Raw genomic sequence first — 17,642 nt, forward strand, 5'->3', positions numbered from 1 at the left:
CTATGCAACGTATCGATCATCCTTTGCCCTGGGGTAGCCTGGGCACGGAGCGCCAGGTGTCGGTGTTCCGTTTCGGTAGCGGCGAGCGCAAGGCCTATATCCAGGCCAGCCTGCATGCCGACGAGTTGCCGGGCATGCGCACGGCCTGGGAACTGAAAAAACGCCTGGTCGAGCTGGAAGCCCGCGGTGCCCTCAAGGGCGTGATCGAGCTGGTCCCGGTGGCCAATCCGATTGGCCTGGGCCAGTTGCTGCAAGGTAATCATCAAGGACGTTTCGAGTACGGCAGCGGCAAGAACTTCAACCGCGATTTCGTCCAGTTGACCGAGCCGGTCAGCGCCCTGGTGAAAGATCACCTGGGTGATGACCCGCACGCCAACGTTCGGCTGATTCGCCAGGCCATGCTCGAAGTACTGGCCACATTGCCCGCGGCGACCAGCCAGTTGCAGGGCATGCAGCGGGTGCTATTGAGTCACTCCTGCGATGCCGACCTGGTGCTCGACCTGCATTGCGATAGCGAAGCCGCGTTGCACATGTACACCTTTCCCCAGCACTGGCCGCAGTGGCGTTCCCTGGCGGCACACCTCAACGTTCGCGTCGGGCTGCTGGCGGAAGAGTCGGGTGGCACCTCGTTCGACGAAGCCTGTTCGTTGCCGTGGCTGCGCCTGTCGCAGACGTTCCCGGACGCGCAGATTCCACTGGCGTGCATGGCCACCACGATTGAGCTGGGCGGCCAGGCCGATACCGCTCGCGAGCAAGCCGAGGCCCAGGCCGAAGGGATTCTGGCGTTCCTCGCGGAGCAGGGCCTGATCGACGGCGAATGGCCGGCCGCGCAACAGGAACCTTGCGAGGGCATGCCGTTCGAGGGCACCGAGTTGCTCTACGCGCCGCACCCGGGTGTGTTGAGTTTCCTGCGTCCGGTGGGCTGCTGGGTGGAAGCCGGTGAGCCACTGTTCGAAGTGATCGATCCGTTATCCGACCGGGTCAGCACCGTGTGTGCTGGCACGAGCGGTGTGTTGTACGCCGTGGAACGGCTGCGTTACGCCCAACCCTCGATCTGGCTGGCCAAGGTGGCGGGGCGCGTACCGCTTCGCCACGGACGCCTGCTCAGCGACTGACCTGACTGTTTTTGTGAGAACCGACCGCATGTACAAGCTTGAAGTCCAAGACCTGCATAAACGCTATGGCAGTCACGAAGTGCTCAAGGGTGTGTCCCTGGAAGCCGCCGCTGGCGATGTGATCAGCATCATCGGCTCCAGTGGCTCCGGCAAAAGTACTTTCCTGCGCTGCATCAATCTGCTGGAGCAGCCCTATGCCGGGCGCATCCTGCTGAACAATGAAGAGTTGAAACTGGTGGCCGGCAAGGACGGCGCGCTGAAGGCCGCCGACCCGAAACAGTTGCAGCGCATGCGCTCGCGGCTGTCGATGGTGTTCCAGCATTTCAACCTGTGGTCGCATATGACCGCTTTGGAAAACATTATCGAGGCGCCGATTCACGTCCTCGGCATGTCGAAGAAAGAGGCGCTGGAAAAGGCCGAGTACTACCTGGCGAAAGTCGGTGTGGCGCATCGCAAGGACGCCTACCCGGGCCATATGTCCGGCGGCGAGCAGCAGCGCGTGGCGATTGCCCGGGCGCTGGCGGTGGAGCCGGAAGTGATGCTGTTCGACGAGCCGACCTCGGCGCTCGACCCGGAGCTGGTCGGCGATGTGCTGAAGGTGATGCAGGCCCTGGCCCAGGAAGGCCGGACCATGGTGGTGGTGACCCATGAGATGGGCTTTGCCCGTGAAGTCTCCAACCAGTTGGTGTTTTTGCATCAAGGTGTGGTCGAAGAACGCGGCAATCCGCGCGAGGTGTTGCTCAACCCGCAGTCCGAGCGTCTGCAGCAATTCCTCTCGGGCAGCTTGAAATAGTCGTTGCTTTTTATGCTGCCGTTGTGCACCCAAATAGGTCATGCTGCGCGCCGAGCGCGGCGTGGTCTACTTTGAGTTGGCTGCCCTCGGCTTTTCACTCTGTTCTGTTTTCGGATTGCCTGCCATGACTGCCCATCGAATTGGTTTCCTGATTTGGCCCAGCACCCAAGCCTTGACGCTGGCGCTGGCCGAGGAGGCCTTGCGTGTCGCTCAGCGGGTGCATCCGGAAGTCGTCTACGAATTGTCCTTTCTGCAGGCCGAAGCGCCCGCCGAGGCCTTGTCTGGTGGTGGCTGGCAACTGCCGGGCGAGCCTTGGGCCGGTAAGCTGGAAGGCTTCCAGAAACTTTTCCTGCTGGCCGACGAGCCGCCCACCAGTCTGGCGCCGGCCCTGAGCAGTGCGCTCAAGCAACTGGTGCGTGCCGGCTGCGTGGTGGCCGGTTTGTCTGCCGGGGTCTATCCGCTGGCCCAGCTCGGCTTGCTCGATGGTTATCGCGCGGCGGTGCACTGGCGCTGGCAGGATGATTTCGCCGAACGTTTCCCCAAGGTGATCGCCACCAGTCATCTGTTCGACTGGGACCGCGATCGCCTGACCGCCTGTGGCGGTCTGTCGGTGTTGGATTTGTTGCTGGCGGTCCTGGCCCGTGATCACGGTGCTGAATTGGCTGGCGCGGTTTCCGAGGAGCTGGTGGTCGAGCGCATCCGCGAAGGTGGCGAGCGTCAACGCATTCCGTTGCAGAACCGTTTGGGCTCCAGCCATCCGAAGCTGACCCAGGCCGTGCTGCTGATGGAAGCCAATATCGAGGAGCCGCTGACCACCGACGAGATCGCCCAGCATGTCTGTGTGTCGCGGCGTCAGTTGGAGCGGATCTTCAAGCAATACCTCAACCGCGTGCCGAGCCAGTACTACCTGGAGCTGCGCCTGAACAAGGCCCGGCAGATGCTGATGCAGACCAGCAAGTCGATCATTCAGATCGGTCTGTCCTGCGGTTTCTCCTCGGGGCCGCATTTCTCCAGCGCCTACCGCAACTTCTTTGGCGCCACGCCGCGCGAAGATCGCAACCAGCGGCGCAGCAGCAGTCCGTTCGAGTTGTCGTCGGTGCCTTCGGAGCGCGGCTGAGGGTCATTCCTCGCGAGCCGGGGGCGGCGGTGTGGGGGAGGCCAGTGGCGGAACACTGCTGCCAGTGTCGCTCTCGCTCTCTTCGCTACTGTTCAAATCGTCACCGATCAGGATTCTGACTTCCTGTACCCCGCCGTTCAGTTCTCTGTAACTGCGGACTCTTTGGATACTGGCCTCCGTCAACGGGTTGTTCCTGAAGTCATAGGTCACGGGTTGCGAGGTCGGTACCTCGAAAAGACTTTCCGGTATGTCGCTGATCTGGTTGTCGCGCACGTCGGCAATCTCCAGCGCACGCAGCCTGAACAGCCCTGCGGGTGTCTGCTCGATACGGCTGTCGCTCAGGTCGAGCATTCGCAGATCCGTCATCCTTGTCACGTCCGGTGTCAGCCGCGTTGTCTCGACTGGGGACGGGGCCGCTTGCAGCGGATTGCCGGACAGGTCGAGCACGCGCAAGCCGGTCATGTCCGAGAGTTGCCGGTGCGAGGCCTCGCTCAGTTGGATCAGACCGTAGGGTAATTCCAGGTTTCGCAGGTGCGGCATGTCGAAAATCGCCACGGGGAAGTCCCGGTCGATAAAGCTGGAGGCATACAACATGCGTAGATGGGGGAAGCTGTGGAGAAATGCATCGAGTCCTTGGCTGGTACCGTAACCATGGATCTCCAGGCGGGCGATATGGCTGAAGTCCGCTGAAAGCGCGGGCAGCCTGCCAGTGATTCGCTGGGTGAAGGTGAAGCTGTAAAAACCTGTGCCGTCAGCCAGTCGTTCTTCGCTCAGGCGCTGCCAGCTACGTTGCAGCTGTTGCGCAAAATCCTGTCGGTTCAGGCTTTCCACCGCCAGTTCCACGGCGCTGAGCGGCTCCTGCGTTTCCGGGTGGAGCGCGGGAATATCGCCGCTCCAGGCCTGTAGATCGGCGCCCAACTGGTGGTATTGGGCTTCCAGGCGGCTCAACTGGCTCAAGGATTCCTCAAGGAGGCGCGGCTGGGCGCGGATGAAACTCTCCAGTTGTTCGTCGTTCAGGCCCGGGTAAAGCGCCTGGATCCGGGTGCGCTCGGCCTGGGACTGGACGCCGAGTGAGTGGCCTGTTCTGCGGTAATAGTCCCGGGCGCGCTGCAGGCTGATCTCGGACAGCGGGTTGCCGCTCAGATCCAGGCCGGAGCCAAGGTTGCCGGACAGCTCGTTGATGCTCTGCGGCAGCTCGCTGATGGCGTTCTCGGTGAGCAGGGCGGCCTCCAGTCGTGGCAGCTCGAACAGGCCCATGGGGATCGCGCTGATTCCGGTGCGGCTCAGGTCGACTACCTCCAGCGCGTGCAATGGCCTGAGGTCGGGGGCCAGGCCGAGCGGGTTGCCACTCAGGTCGAGGATCTCCAGGTTTTGCATCGCCGAGAGTGCCTGCACGGTCTCGGGTCTCAGGTGCACATTGCAGTCGACCAGGCTCAGTTCGGTCAGTTGTCCCCGGGATATCGACTCGGGCAGGGTGTCGAGTTGGAAGCCGCGTATGGAGAGCAGGCGCAGATTGGGGAAACGTTCGATAAACCGGGCCAGTTCCAGGGCCGGGGTGTTGGCCACCAGGTTCAGGTAGCGGACATGGTTGAAGTTGACGGATAGTTCGGGCAGCTCGCCCAGCAGGCCATTGGCACTGAGGGTATAGCCGTGCTCCTCGGGATTGTTGGAGTAGAGCAGGTCGGGCTCACGGCGCCAGCAACGGCGAATGGCTTCGGCGAACTGGGTGCGGGTGCGTTGTTGGTTGATACGCTGCATCAGGCTCAAGCGCTCTCCGGTGACCGGGTGGGTGGCAGCGGTGACGAACGACCAGAGATCCAGCGCCTGGGTCAGTTGTTCGTACTCTTGTTCCAGGCGTCGCAGTTCATCGAAAACCCGCATGCTGTCCAGGCTGCCGATAAATTGCCGGATCTGTTCATCGGAAAGGCTCGGGAACAGCCGTGCTACCCGATCTTCAAGGGCCCAGCGACTGCCCGCCCGCGGCGCTCCACGACCACTGAGCGGATAACCGGGGCGCCTTTTGGCCAAGGCCATGGGCGAGTGGTCACTGGGAATGGCCGGTGGCATGTCCAGCCACTCGCGGAGGGTGTCGGGCTCGGGCAGCCGGCGGTTCTGCACGGCTTGTTGCAATTGCCCGCCTTGGTTGGGGTTGGGATAACCCAGTTGGTTGCGCTGGGGGTCAGGCAGGGCATGCAGCAGCGCGGCATAGAGATTGTCGGAGTCGTGCAGTTCCCGGTCTTGGGCGTCGCGGGTCTGGTACAGGCCGTTCTCCTTGATCAGTACTTTGCAGATCGGCGCATCGCTGGCGCCGATGCTGTCGAGCAAAGGCCCGGCTGACGATTGCGCGCGCACCTCGATGCGCACTTGCGCGGACCAGCCCGGCAGGCGTTGTACGCTGCGCAGAATGAGTTTTTCGCTGTCGGCATTGCCGCTGGATTTCAGGTACAGCCCTTCGCGGGCGCGGGCCAGACGCACCTGTTGGCGATACAGGGCGGCTTCGTCGACGATGCTCGGCGCGATTTCGGCGGACTCGTGCAAGGCTTGCAACTGCGCGCCGCTGGCATGTTCGGCGAGTTCTTCGAGCACGGCCACGGGCAGGTCGGGAAACGCTGTTTGCAGCACGACGACCGAGGGCTCGCGTGATTGCGTGCGAAACCGGTATTGCGATTCGAACAGGGCTTTTTGCCGGTGTTGGGCGTGGCGGGCGAGCCGCTTGCGAAAGTTCAGCAGCCGCGTTTCCGGTCTTTCGGCGGGGGTCGCGAAACTCTGGTTTTCCCCCAGCAGTGTGCGGATATCGCTTTCCTCCAGGTCGGGCGAGTTCAGCACGCTCTTGAGCAGGTCGCCGTTGTGCAATGGGTCGAGCGAGATGACCACCCGCTGTCCCTGGTCCTTGCCGGGGCGCACGGTCTCCATGACCACCCGTCCCTGGTCGTCCACTACTCGCAAGGTCTTGGTTTGCGAATGCCAGAAGTCCAGCAGGATCTGTTGCTGCATGCTCTCGTCAGGCGCGGCCTCGCCGCGGGCCAGCTGTTCGATAAAACCTTGGATATCGCGGTCGAGGCGAAAGCGCAGCAGGCTGTCCTTGAGCAGGGCGGGGGGCCGCTGGCTGTCGAAATGCACCCGGCGCAGCATTGCTTCGTCGCTGTCACTGACGGCCATGATCCGCGCGGCGTCGACATCGGAAAAGGCTTCGCCAGCGAAACCCAGGCGGTGCAGCAACTGCGGGCCTTGCCACTGCAAGGGGCGCTCCAGTTCGTGAAACCAGGCGCCGGCACCGTTATGCCAGAAGGCGGGTGAATATTGGTTGGGGCGGCGTGGGTGTTTGATCCGGCCGCGCTGGCCTCGGGGGCTGAGCTCGGCCTCATAGAACCGGTCGCCTTGCCTGAGGTACTGGCGGTCGTTGGCTTCGTAGAAGCCGCGGGCGTTCGGTTGTGCGGTTTCGGGCAGTGTCAGTGATTGCTCGTAGGGCGTCAGGTCGGGTTTCCACAGACTGCTTTTGCCCGTGGGCAGGCGCACCTGTTGCAGTTCCTTGATCAGTCCGGCCCCGGCGAAGCGGTGGGCGACCAGGCTGATACCGCCTATCAGCGCGAGGTTCAGGGTGACGCCGATCAAGCCCTTGAGGCCTTGCTCGCGTTCGTCGTGACGCCAGTCCTCGATGCCATTGTAGATCTCGCCGAGCATCTGTGCGCCGGCCACCGCCAGCATTGCTTCGCCCAGGCCTGGGACGAACAGGGCGGCGACATTCAGCAGGTTCAGGCCGATATTGCTCAACGATTGCAGGTGCTCCCGATGACTACGGCGATCGATATCGGCCACCGGCACGGCGTTGAAATTACCATCGCCCATCAGTTTGACCAGATGCTGGGAATACAGCTCGCGTAGTGGGTGATCGATCAGGGGGAAGCGTTTGAGTTGCAGATTGGCGGCTTTGCCGGAGGTGGCGAGATGGCGCTCAAGGGCACTGAAAAAAGCCGCTTGGGTGCGCTGGTTGATATAGCGCGCGAAGAACGCCCGGTAGTTGCTGCTGCCCAGGCGGCGCGCCAAATCCTCCTCGAACGCGTTGAAGCTGGTGTATTGCTTGATGGCCTGCTCCGGATCACCGCTCAGGTAGACGATGCAAGGGCGGTTTCGCGCGGCCAGGGTGTCTTGATGCTCAATCAGCAAGGCGCCTTTGAGCGTGACGCCGATCGAACTGCTGAGTGGCGTTCTGAAGTTGAACATTTGCAGTTCGTGGCAGCTCACCCGCTTGCCATCCCAGTAGGGCAGTCGACCCTTTTGGCTCGCGGCCATCAGCAGCTCGTGGGTTGAGAGGCTGATATGGCCTTTCATCAGGGCAATATGGGTCTGGGTCAGGAGTTCGTAGCTTTCGCTGAGTTCAAACTGATCGCGAAAGCGGTTGTCCGCTTCGCCGGACGATTTTTTCGGCTGCAGCACCTCTTCCATGTGACGGTTGTACTGGCCACCGATATCCAGTTCCCGGCACAGCTTGACGAAGGTTCGGAGGGTGAAGGCTTGGATCGGCAGGTTCCGTCGGCCATCCACCCTGCGGTACAGGCTGGACTCGTTATAAAACGCCAGGTTTTCATGCCGGGGGTCGACGAAGTTCTTCAGGGCGGCCTCAAACAGACTCATATCGACGACGGAGACCTTGCGTGGCGTCGAGAGCGTGGCGGCGGTGATCAATCGAATGCTGGTCAGTCGGTCGCGCTGCAGATCCAGTTGGTATCCGAAGCGGGTTTTCAGGGCGTTGCACAGGATCGGCGCGGCAAAGGCCTCGAGACCTTGCAAGGCTTGCAACTGCTCGGCCAGCCTGGCCTTGTGGGTGTGGGTCAACAGCAGGCTGTCGCCATGGGCCTGGCGCAGGGTCTGGGAGGCATCGGTCAGCCAGTCCGGCAGTTTGCTTTTGATCAGTTCGAAATTATCGGGGTCATGCGCGGGCATGATTTCGGCGGGCGTCGGCATGGCGCGGTTTCTCCTGCGGCGGGTAAAGCAGCGAGGCTATCCAGCGCCCGGGGACCGCCACGCCTAAATAGATACCAAAACCACAACCAGCGTTTAAACTGCGCCTTTGCGACGCAATTTGTCGCATTGCCGACAACCTCGGTAAAAGCCGGTTTGGCGCTATAAGAAGTTGTCGCTTGGCGGCAAGGCCTGACCGAAAACTGTCCTTACAATCCCCCCATCGCTCGCCAGTTCCAGGCAGGCGTTCCTCTTCAGGAGACTCCGATGTCCGTTGAGCAAGCTCCGGTGCAACGCGCCGATTTCGACCAGGTCATGGTTCCCAACTACGCACCTGCGACTTTTATTCCTGTGCGCGGCGCGGGTTCCCGAGTATGGGACCAGGCGGGCCGGGAGCTGATCGATTTCGCCGGCGGTATCGCGGTTAACGTATTGGGCCACGCGCACCCGGCGCTGGTTGGCGCGCTGACCGAGCAGGCGAACAACCTGTGGCACGTATCCAACGTGTTCACCAACGAGCCGGCCCTGCGCCTGGCCAAGAAGCTGGTGGACGCGACCTTCGCCGAGCGGGTGTTCTTCTGCAACTCCGGCGCCGAAGCCAACGAGGCCGCCTTCAAGCTGGCCCGTCGCGTGGCGTTCGACCGCTTCGGTTCGGAGAAGTACGAAATCATCGCCGCGCTGAACAGCTTCCACGGTCGCACCCTGTTCACCGTGAACGTCGGTGGCCAGTCGAAGTACTCCGATGGCTTCGGTCCGAAAATCACCGGTATCACCCATGTGCCGTTCAATGACCTCGACGCGCTGAAAGCCGCGATCTCGGACAAGACCTGCGCCGTGGTCCTGGAACCGATCCAGGGCGAGGGCGGCGTACTGCCGGCCGAACTGTCCTACCTGCAAGGCGCCCGCGAGCTGTGCAACCAGCACGACGCGCTGCTGGTGTTCGATGAAGTGCAGACCGGCATGGGCCGCAGCGGCTCGCTGTTTGCCTACATGCAATACGGCGTGACCCCGGACATCCTCACCAGCGCCAAGAGCCTGGGTGGCGGATTCCCGATTGCCGCGATGCTCACCACTGAAGCGCTGGCCAAGCACCTGGTGGTCGGCACCCACGGCACCACCTACGGTGGTAACCCGCTGGCGTGTGCGGTCGGCAACGCGGTGATCGATGTGATCAACACCCCGCAGGTGTTGAACGGTGTGAAAACCAAGCACGACCAGTTCAAGACCCGCCTGGAGCAGATCGGCGCCAAATACGGCCTGTTCAGCCAGGTGCGTGGCATGGGCCTGTTGCTCGGTTGCGTGCTGGCCGATGCCTGGAAGGGCAAGGCCAAGGACGTGTTCAACGCCGCGGAAAAAGAAAACCTGATGATCCTGCAAGCTGGCCCGGACGTGATTCGTTTCGCCCCGAGCCTGGTGGTTGAAGACGCGGACATCAACGAAGGCCTGGATCGTTTCGAGCGCGCCGTGGCCAAGCTGACGCAAGCCTGATGGACCGCCCGGCGGTGGCCCAGGATGGCCACCGTCGGGCCTATATTTCCTGTACCTGTAGGAGCGAGCTTGCTCTGGGCGGCGTTCCGACGATGATCGTCAACGATAACGCGGGGTATCCGATACCCCGCGGTGCCTGGGCCACCATCGCGAGCACGCTCGCTCCTACCCGGGTATTTTTTTTCTGTCGGTACACACCGACCTGTTCTGGATTGAAGGAGTGACACCATGCTGGTGATGCGCCCCGCGCAAATGGCTGACCTGGACGAGGTACGGCGCCTGGCCGCGGACAGCCCGATCGGTGTCACTTCCTTGCCGGATGACGAAGGCCGCCTGCGCGACAAGATCGCAGCAAGTGAGGCCTCGTTCGCCGCCGAAGTCAGCTTCAATGGCGAAGAAAGCTATTTCTTCGTGCTCGAAGACAGCGCCACCGGCAAGCTGGCGGGCTGCTCGGCCATCGTTGCCTCGGCCGGCTACTCGGAGCCGTTCTACAGCTTCCGTAACGAGACTTTCGTGCATGCCTCCCGCGAGCTGAAGATCCACAACAAGATCCATGTGCTTTCGCAGTGCCATGACCTGACCGGCAACAGCCTGCTGACCAGCTTCTACGTGGTCCCGGAGCTGGTCGGTTCGGCCTGGTCGGAGCTCAATTCCCGCGGGCGTCTGCTGTTCGTCGCCAGTCATCCGGAGCGCTTCGCCGATTCGGTGGTGACCGAGATCGTCGGCTACAGCGACGAACACGGCGACTCGCCGTTCTGGGATGCCATCGGTCGCAACTTCTTCGACCTGAACTACGCGGCGGCCGAGCGCCTGTGCGGCCTGAAAAGCCGGACCTTCCTCGCCGAACTGATGCCGCATTACCCGATCTACGTGCCGCTGCTGCCGGACGCCGCCCAAGAGGCGATGGGCCAAGTGCACCCGCGGGCGCAGATCACCTTCGATATCCTGATGCGCGAAGGCTTCGAAACCGATCACTACATCGACATCTTCGATGGCGGTCCGACCCTGCATGCGCGGGTCAGCGGGATTCGCTCCATCGCCCAGAGCCGGGTGGTACCGGTGAAGCTCGGTGACACCTACAAGGGCGGCGGACGCCAGTACCTGGTGTCCAACGCATTGCTGCAGGATTATCGCGCGGTGTTGCTGGAGCTCGATTATGCGCCGGGCAAACCGGTCACCCTGGACCTACAAGCCGCCGAAGCCCTGGGCGTCGGCGAAGGTGCCAGCGTGCGCCTGGTAGCGGTTTAAGGCCGGTATCGAAAGCAGCCTTACAGCGAGTTTCGCGGGCGGCCGTCAGCCGGTGCCCGTTTGAGGAGATAGCATGATCGTTCGTCCCGTACGCAGCAGCGATTTACCCGCTCTGATCGACCTGGCCCGCAGCACGGGCACCGGCCTGACCACCTTACCGGCCAATGAAGAGCGCCTGGCCCATCGGGTCGCTTGGGCGGAAAAAACCTTCACTGGTGAAGCCGGTCGTGGCGATGCGGACTATCTGTTCGTGCTCGAAGACGACAATGGCCGCGTGGTCGGTATCAGCGCCATTGCCGGCGCGGTGGGCCTTCGTGAGCCCTGGTACAACTTCCGGGTCGGCCTGACGGTCAGCGCTTCCCAGGAACTGAAGATCTACCGCGAAATTCCGACGCTGTTCCTGGCCAACGACCTGACCGGTAACTCGGAGCTGTGCTCGCTGTTCCTGCATGCCGACTATCGCAGTGGCCTCAACGGCCGCATGCTGGCCAAGGCGCGGATGCTGTTTATCGCTGAATTCCCCGAGTTGTTCGGCAACAAGATCATCGCCGAGATGCGTGGCATGTCCGATGCGGCCGGGCGCTCGCCGTTCTGGGAAAGCCTGGGCCGGCACTTCTTCAAGATGGAATTCAGCCAGGCTGATTACCTGACCGGTGTCGGCAACAAGGCTTTTATCGCCGAGTTGATGCCCAAGTTCCCGCTGTACACCTGCTTCCTCTCCGAAGAGGCGCGCGCGGTGATCGGCAAGGTGCACACCGACACCGAGCCGGCGCTGGCGATGCTCAAGAGCGAAGGTTTCAGTTACCAGGGTTATGTCGACATCTTCGACGCCGGTCCAGCGGTGGAGTGCGAAACCAGCAAGATCCGCGCGGTGCGCGACAGCCAGGCGCTGGTGTTGGCCGTCGGCACCCCGGGTGACGATGCCACGCCGTACCTGATCCACAACCGCAAGCGCGAGGACTGCCGTATCACCGCGGCTCCGGCACGCCTGGCGGCGGGCACCCTGGTGGTCGATCCGCTGACCGCCAAACGTCTTCAACTGAGCGCGGGCGATCAGGTCCGCGCGGTACCGTTGTCTGCTTCCCGGGAGTCGAAATAATGAGCACGCTTTACATCGCTGGTGCCTGGCAGGAAGGCCGGGGCGAAGCCTTCGAATCGTTGAACCCGGTGACCCAGCGCGTACTGTGGTCCGGCAAGGGGGCCAGTGCCGCCCAGGTCGACGCCGCCGTGCAGGCCGCGCGCCAGGCGTTTCCGGCCTGGGCCAAGCGTTCCCTCGACGAGCGTATTGTCGTACTCGAAAGTTTTGCCGCGCAGCTGAAAAGCCGTGCCGACGAGTTGGCCCGTTGCATCGGTGAAGAAACCGGCAAACCCCTGTGGGAAGCGGCGACCGAAGTGACCAGCATGGTCAACAAGATCGCCATCTCGGTGCAGAGCTACCGTGAGCGTACCGGCGAGAAGAGCGGCCCGCTGGGCGACGCCACCGCGGTGTTGCGCCACAAGCCCCACGGTGTGGTGGCGGTGTTCGGTCCTTACAACTTCCCTGGCCACTTGCCCAATGGACATATCGTGCCGGCGTTGCTGGCCGGTAACAGCGTGCTGTTCAAACCGAGCGAACTGACCCCGAAGGTCGCTGAACTGACCGTGCGTTGCTGGATCGAGGCCGGTCTGCCGGCGGGCGTATTGAACCTGTTGCAGGGCGCGCGGGAAACCGGGATTGCCCTGGCGGCGAATGCGGGCATCGACGGTCTGTTCTTCACCGGTTCGAGCCGCACCGGCAACCATCTGCATCAGCAATTCGCCGGGCGTCCGGACAAGATCCTGGCTCTGGAAATGGGCGGCAACAACCCGCTGGTAGTCGATCAGGTCCAGGACTTGGACGCGGCGGTGTACACCATTATTCAGTCGGCCTTTATCTCCGCCGGGCAGCGTTGCACCTGTGCCCGCCGCCTGCTGGTGCCTGAAGGGGCCTGGGGCGATACGCTGCTGGAGCGCCTGGTGGCGGTCAGCGCGACCATTGAAGTCGGTGCGTTCGACCAGCAGCCGGCACCGTTCATGGGCTCGGTGGTGTCCCTCGGTGCCGCGCGTGCCTTGATGGACGCCCAGGCGCAATTGCTGGGCCATGGCGCCCTGGCATTGCTGGAAATGACTCAGCCGCAGGCCACGGCGGCGTTGCTGACCCCGGGTATTCTCGATGTAACGGCGGTGGCTGATCGCCCTGATGAAGAGTTGTTCGGCCCCTTGCTGCAAGTGATTCGCTACGCTGATTTCGACGCGGCGATTGCCGAGGCCAACAATACGCAGTACGGCCTGGCCGCAGGCCTGCTGTCGGATTCCGAGGCGCGTTACCAGCAGTTCTGGCTGGAAAGCCGGGCCGGGATCGTCAACTGGAACAAACAACTGACGGGTGCTGCCAGCAGTGCGCCGTTCGGTGGGGTCGGGGGCTCGGGCAACCATCGCGCCAGCGCCTATTACGCGGCGGATTATTGCGCGTACCCGGTGGCATCGCTGGAAACGCCGAGCTTGACGGTGCCGGCGACACTGACACCGGGTGTTCGGCTTTCCTGATTCGTCGGGCCTGCGGGCCCTATCGCTGGCAAGCCAGCTCCTGTAGGAGCCAGCTTGCTGGCGATGACCGCAAAGTGGTCGCCATACGCAGATGATTTGTGCTTATAAAAACAGATTCATGGAGCCTCGCCGATGAAATCCTTTGAAGTCAATTTTGACGGTCTTGTAGGCCCGACCCATAACTACGGCGGCCTGTCCTACGGCAACGTCGCTTCCCAGAGCAACAGCCAGCAGGCTTCCAACCCCAAGGAAGCGGCGCTGCAAGGCCTGGCGAAAATGAAAGCGCTGATGGACATGGGCTTTGTCCAGGGCGTACTGGCCCCGCAGGAGCGTCCGGATGTAGCGGCCCTGCGCAGTCTCGGTTTCACCGGCAGCGATGCACAGGTGATTGAACAGGCCGCGAAGCAGGCGATGCCGTTGCTGGTCGCCAGTTGCTCGGCGTCGAGCATGTGGGTGGCCAACGCCGGCACCGTCAGCCCGAGTGCCGACACCGCCGACGGCCGCGTGCATTTCACCGCCGCCAACCTCAACTGCAAATACCACCGCAGCATCGAGCACCCGACCACCAGCCGTGTGCTGGCGGCGATGTTCGCCGACGCCAAGCATTTCGCCCATCACGCGGCGCTACCTGCCGTGGCCCAGTTCGGCGACGAAGGTGCGGCCAACCACACGCGTTTCTGCCGAGAGTACGGCGAAGCCGGCGTCGAGTTCTTCGTCTTCGGTCGCAGCGCCTTCGATACTCGCTACCCGGCGCCGCAGAAATACCCGGCGCGTCAGACCCTCGAAGCCTCGCAGGCGGTCGCCCGTCTGCATGGCCTGAGCGACGACGGCGTGGTCTATGCTCAACAGAACCCGGCCGTGATCGACCAGGGTGTGTTCCACAACGACGTGATCGCGGTGGGTAACGGCGAGGTGTTGTTCTACCACGAGGACGCCTTCCTCGACACCGAGCAGATGCTCGCCGAGTTGCAGGGCAAGCTGGCCAAGCGCGGTGGCAACTTCCAGGCGATCTGCGTGCCGCGCTCGAAAGTGGCGGTGGAAGACGCGGTGCGTTCCTACCTGTTCAACAGCCAGCTGTTGAACCGGGCCGACGGTGGCATGCTGCTGATCGTGCCGGAAGAGTGCCGTGGCAACCCACGGGTCTGGGCCTACTTGCAGGAACTGACCAGCGCCGCCGGCCCGGTCCGCGAGGTCAAGGTCTTCGACCTCAAGCAGAGCATGCAGAACGGCGGTGGCCCGGCCTGCCTGCGCTTGCGCGTGGCCTTGAAGGAAAACGAACTGGCGGCGGTCAACCCGGGGGTTATCATGACGGCGCCGTTGTATGGCACGCTGACCCAGTGGGTCGACAAGCACTACCGCGACAGCCTGCGTGAAAGCGACCTGGCCGACCCGCGGTTGCTGCTTGAATGTCGCACGGCATTGGATGAACTGACGCAAATCCTTAAACTGGGCTCGGTTTACCCATTCCAGATCAATTGAAGGCCGCCGCTCTGTCTTGGAGCGCGGCGTTTTACTTCCAGACGAGAGCCTAAAACATGAGCGATACCCTGCAGCTGATCCTTGAAGATACCGACGGCACTCAACTGGAAACCTCCTGCACCCGCGTCGCGGTGATCTGGCAGGGCAAGGAATTGTGGATCCAGCACGACGGTCGCGGCCAACTGCTGATCGGTGTCGATGTCGAGGAAGGCGACGCCGAATACGCCAACCTGCTGTTGCGCCCGCTGGCGACCAACCTGGTCAGCCTGCAACTGGAGATGGAGCCGGCCGAGATCGGCGAGGACGATCATGTCCACGGCCCCGACTGCGATCACCATCACTGATTAAGGAATACCGCGCCATGCTCGCCCTCGGCAAACTGCTTGAACTGACCCTCGCCGGTCGTGAACCGGCGGAGAAGACTCAACTGACGGTCGACGGTGTGCGCATGCGCTGGCTGAGCGAGGGCGCGCTTGAAGTGCGGCCTCCCGAGGTCCGGGACAATGGGCTGGACCTGCTGTTGTCCGCCGGTATCCACGGTAACGAAACAGCGCCGATCGAGTTGCTCGATCGGCTGTTGCACGACATTGCCCGGGGCGATCTCAAGCCCCGCGCACGTATTCTGTTCCTGTTCGGCAATCCCGAGGCGATCCGTCGCGGCGAGCGTTTTGTCGAGCAGGACGTCAACCGGCTGTTCAACGGCCGGCATGAGCAGAGCAGTGGCAGTGAAGCCCTGCGCGCTTGCGAGCTGGAGCGCCTGGCGGCGAGTTTCTTCAGCCTGGCGGATCGCGAGCGCCTGCACTATGACCTGCACACGGCCATTCGCGGTTCGAAGATCGAACAGTTCGCCCTGTATCCCTTCCAGGAAGGCCGGGCGCATTCCCGTCGCGAGCTGGCCCGCCTGCGCGCCGCCGGGATGACGGCGGTGCTGTTGCAGAACAAGCCGTCCATCGTCTTCAGCAGCTACACCTACGACAAGCTGGGCGCCGAGGCCTTTACCCTGGAACTGGGCAAGGCGCGTCCGTTCGGGCAGAACGAGGGCGTCGATGTGACACGCCTGGAATTGCGCCTCAAGCAGATCATCGAGGGGCGCGAGCCGGCCACTGATGAAACGCTTGAAGGTTTGCAACTGTTCAGCGTGGCCCGGGAAATCATCAAGCACAGCGACAGCTTCCTGATGCACTTGCCGGTGGATATCGAGAACTTCTCGGAACTGCCCCAGGGCTATCTGCTGGCCGAGGACCTGGCGAACAGCCGCTGGGTCGTGGAAGAGCAGGGCGCGCGGATCATTTTCCCCAACCCGAAGGTGAAAAATGGCCTACGGGCGGGGATTCTGGTGGTGCCATCCTGCGACGAGCACCTGGTTTAGGCCTGGCGATCAGTCTCCCCGGTATTGCTTGCGTGGTGGGATACCGAACTCCCGGCGTAGGCCGTTTTCGCTGAAAGCCTCGGGATTGCTGTTCAGGGGTGGTGTCGCGGGGTTCCCGTCGAAATCGAATGGCGGTGCGTTGGCGCTTAAGCCGACAGCCTGGAGTTCGGGGTTGGGAACCGGGCGCCGAGGGTTGTTCCCGTCCGGACCGTCGGGGCCATAGCCTAGAAAAACCGTTCCGGTCACGTAGTTATAGGCGTGGCACAGCTCGTGGTAGAGATGAACGATGCTGGTGACTTCGCCCTTGAGGAACGACGGATCGTAGTACACCGTGCAACCCTTGACCGGAATGCCCGCCTGGCCGTTTTCGATAAAGGGGTGTTCGTCCTCAAACGGGTTATCGGGTTGCGAGCGGTTCGGGAAGCACATGCCGTTCTCCTCCTCGGTCAACTCCTTGACCAGCACCGGGACGCCGCTTTTTTTCCTGGCCTCGCCCAGGGCTCCGAGCAATTGCCGGCCGTTGCCGGAACCCAGCAGCAGTCTGAGGTCGTCCTTGACCCGCTCCTGGAACTCCAACGTGCCCTCAACGACCACACCGCAACTGTCCAGCTCCTTGGCGGCGATGACGGTGCCGGGCGCTGTATCGATGTTTGACGGAACGGGCCCGGTGGCGGCATACGCATTGAACAGCTGGGTATTGGGCCCGAGGTGTTCGACGAAGTCCACGCCGGTCCCGGTGTAGACCGTATTGCGGCCAGGGCCGGGGCTGATCTGGTCGTTGCCGTCGGCCCCGCTGAGCACGTTGTGGCCTCTGCCGCCTAGCAGCACATCGTCGCCCTGGCCGCCATCCAGGAAACAGGCACCTTCGCCGCCGATCAGGACGTCGTGGCCCTTGCCGCCATAGGCGGTCATGGCGCCGCCGCCCTGACCGCTGACGATATCGTCGCCTTCCCCCGCTTCGATATAGCTGGCGCCGGAGCGTGTGATCACCTGGTCGTTGCCGGGGCCGGCGCTGACTTTTGTGAAGCCGCCGCCGCAGAGTACTCGGTCGTCGCCGGTACCCGAGTCGATGAACACCGTGGTCTGCACCTGGTCGTCGACCCGGATGTTGTCATCGCCGCCCTGTGTGCGCAGCACAATGACTTGCCCGGTTGAGGCCATCTTCAGGTGATAGCGCCGGTTATTGATATCGAGGACCGGATGATCGGTCAGATACAGGTGTATCTGGTCGGAGCGGTCCCGGGTGGTGAACACCAGATGGTCGGTGGGGCCGCGATAGCCGGGGGATATCTCGAGCTTGTTGCGCTCCACCATGACCGTGTCGTCCACGTGCAGCGTATGGCTGTGCATGATCCGCTGGTCGTCCGGGTATTGGCTCAGGGCGGTGGTGAGTGGCTGGGGGTTTTCGTGGTTGCCGTCGATCCAGTGTTCATTAGCGGGCGGGACGGGCATGTCCGGGCCAAGTCTGGAAAAGTCGTTCATAGGGCGGTGTCTCCGCAAGCGGTGGGT

12 protein-coding genes are annotated in these 17,642 nt (G+C 62.8%); 10 read left to right on the forward strand and 2 right to left on the reverse strand.

Annotated elements, in window-relative coordinates; translation table 11 throughout:
- Positions 1–2: 2 nt before the first annotated feature.
- The 3 genes from AC07VG_RS06055 (at position 3) to argR (ending at position 3,025) form a co-directional block, all read left to right on the forward strand.
- On the forward strand, positions 3–1,115 hold the full coding sequence (locus AC07VG_RS06055; RefSeq protein ID WP_495020648.1) for a succinylglutamate desuccinylase/aspartoacylase family protein: 1,113 nt from the start codon (positions 3–5) through the stop codon (positions 1,113–1,115).
- Positions 1,116–1,143: 28 nt separating this feature from the next.
- Complete coding sequence (locus AC07VG_RS06060; RefSeq protein WP_495004726.1) at positions 1,144–1,908, forward strand: ABC transporter ATP-binding protein; 765 nt, start codon at positions 1,144–1,146, stop codon at positions 1,906–1,908.
- A 124-nt stretch (positions 1,909–2,032) separates the two neighbouring features.
- Positions 2,033–3,025 (forward strand): transcriptional regulator ArgR, encoded by a 993-nt coding sequence (gene argR, locus AC07VG_RS06065; RefSeq protein ID WP_495004727.1) that lies wholly within the window; start codon positions 2,033–2,035, stop codon positions 3,023–3,025.
- Between the two features lie 3 nt (positions 3,026–3,028).
- Here argR and AC07VG_RS06070 read toward each other — a convergent pair whose 3' ends face one another.
- Positions 3,029–7,987 (reverse strand): dermonecrotic toxin domain-containing protein, encoded by a 4,959-nt coding sequence (locus AC07VG_RS06070; RefSeq protein ID WP_495020649.1) that lies wholly within the window; start codon positions 7,985–7,987, stop codon positions 3,029–3,031.
- A 264-nt stretch (positions 7,988–8,251) separates the two neighbouring features.
- Between AC07VG_RS06070 and AC07VG_RS06075 the strand changes: the two genes are divergently transcribed.
- The 7 genes from AC07VG_RS06075 to astE all read left to right on the forward strand — a co-directional run bounded on the left by AC07VG_RS06075 (position 8,252) and on the right by astE (position 16,133).
- Positions 8,252–9,472: an aspartate aminotransferase family protein gene (locus AC07VG_RS06075; protein WP_495004729.1), complete on the forward strand. Its 1,221-nt coding sequence runs from the start codon at positions 8,252–8,254 to the stop codon at positions 9,470–9,472.
- 228 nt (positions 9,473–9,700) lie between these two features.
- Positions 9,701–10,720 carry an arginine/ornithine succinyltransferase subunit alpha gene (aruF, locus tag AC07VG_RS06080; protein WP_495004730.1) on the forward strand — a complete coding sequence of 340 codons (1,020 nt, stop codon included), beginning with the start codon at positions 9,701–9,703 and terminating at the stop codon, positions 10,718–10,720.
- Positions 10,721–10,793: 73 nt separating this feature from the next.
- Positions 10,794–11,819, forward strand: coding sequence for an arginine N-succinyltransferase (gene astA / locus AC07VG_RS06085; RefSeq protein ID WP_495004731.1), 1,026 nt, complete (start codon positions 10,794–10,796; stop codon positions 11,817–11,819).
- Entirely contained in the window at positions 11,816–13,285 is a 1,470-nt protein-coding gene (gene astD / locus AC07VG_RS06090; RefSeq protein WP_495004739.1) for a succinylglutamate-semialdehyde dehydrogenase, read from the forward strand. Before astA ends, astD begins: the two co-directional genes overlap by 4 nt.
- A gap of 132 nt (positions 13,286–13,417) precedes the next feature.
- On the forward strand, positions 13,418–14,764 hold the full coding sequence (gene astB, locus AC07VG_RS06095; RefSeq protein WP_495004732.1) for an N-succinylarginine dihydrolase: 1,347 nt from the start codon (positions 13,418–13,420) through the stop codon (positions 14,762–14,764).
- Between the two features lie 56 nt (positions 14,765–14,820).
- Complete coding sequence (locus AC07VG_RS06100; RefSeq protein WP_103496542.1) at positions 14,821–15,108, forward strand: topoisomerase II; 288 nt, start codon at positions 14,821–14,823, stop codon at positions 15,106–15,108.
- Positions 15,109–15,125: 17 nt separating this feature from the next.
- A complete protein-coding gene (gene astE / locus AC07VG_RS06105) occupies positions 15,126–16,133 on the forward strand; it encodes a succinylglutamate desuccinylase (protein WP_495004733.1) in 1,008 nt (335 codons plus the stop codon).
- A gap of 9 nt (positions 16,134–16,142) precedes the next feature.
- Here the strand turns inward: astE and AC07VG_RS06110 are convergent, their stop codons facing one another.
- Positions 16,143–17,615 carry a M91 family zinc metallopeptidase gene (locus tag AC07VG_RS06110; RefSeq protein WP_495004734.1) on the reverse strand — a complete coding sequence of 491 codons (1,473 nt, stop codon included), beginning with the start codon at positions 17,613–17,615 and terminating at the stop codon, positions 16,143–16,145.
- Between the last annotated feature and the right edge of the window lie 27 nt (positions 17,616–17,642).

Source organism: Pseudomonas sp. GW821-FHT03C07 (assembly GCF_059420925.1).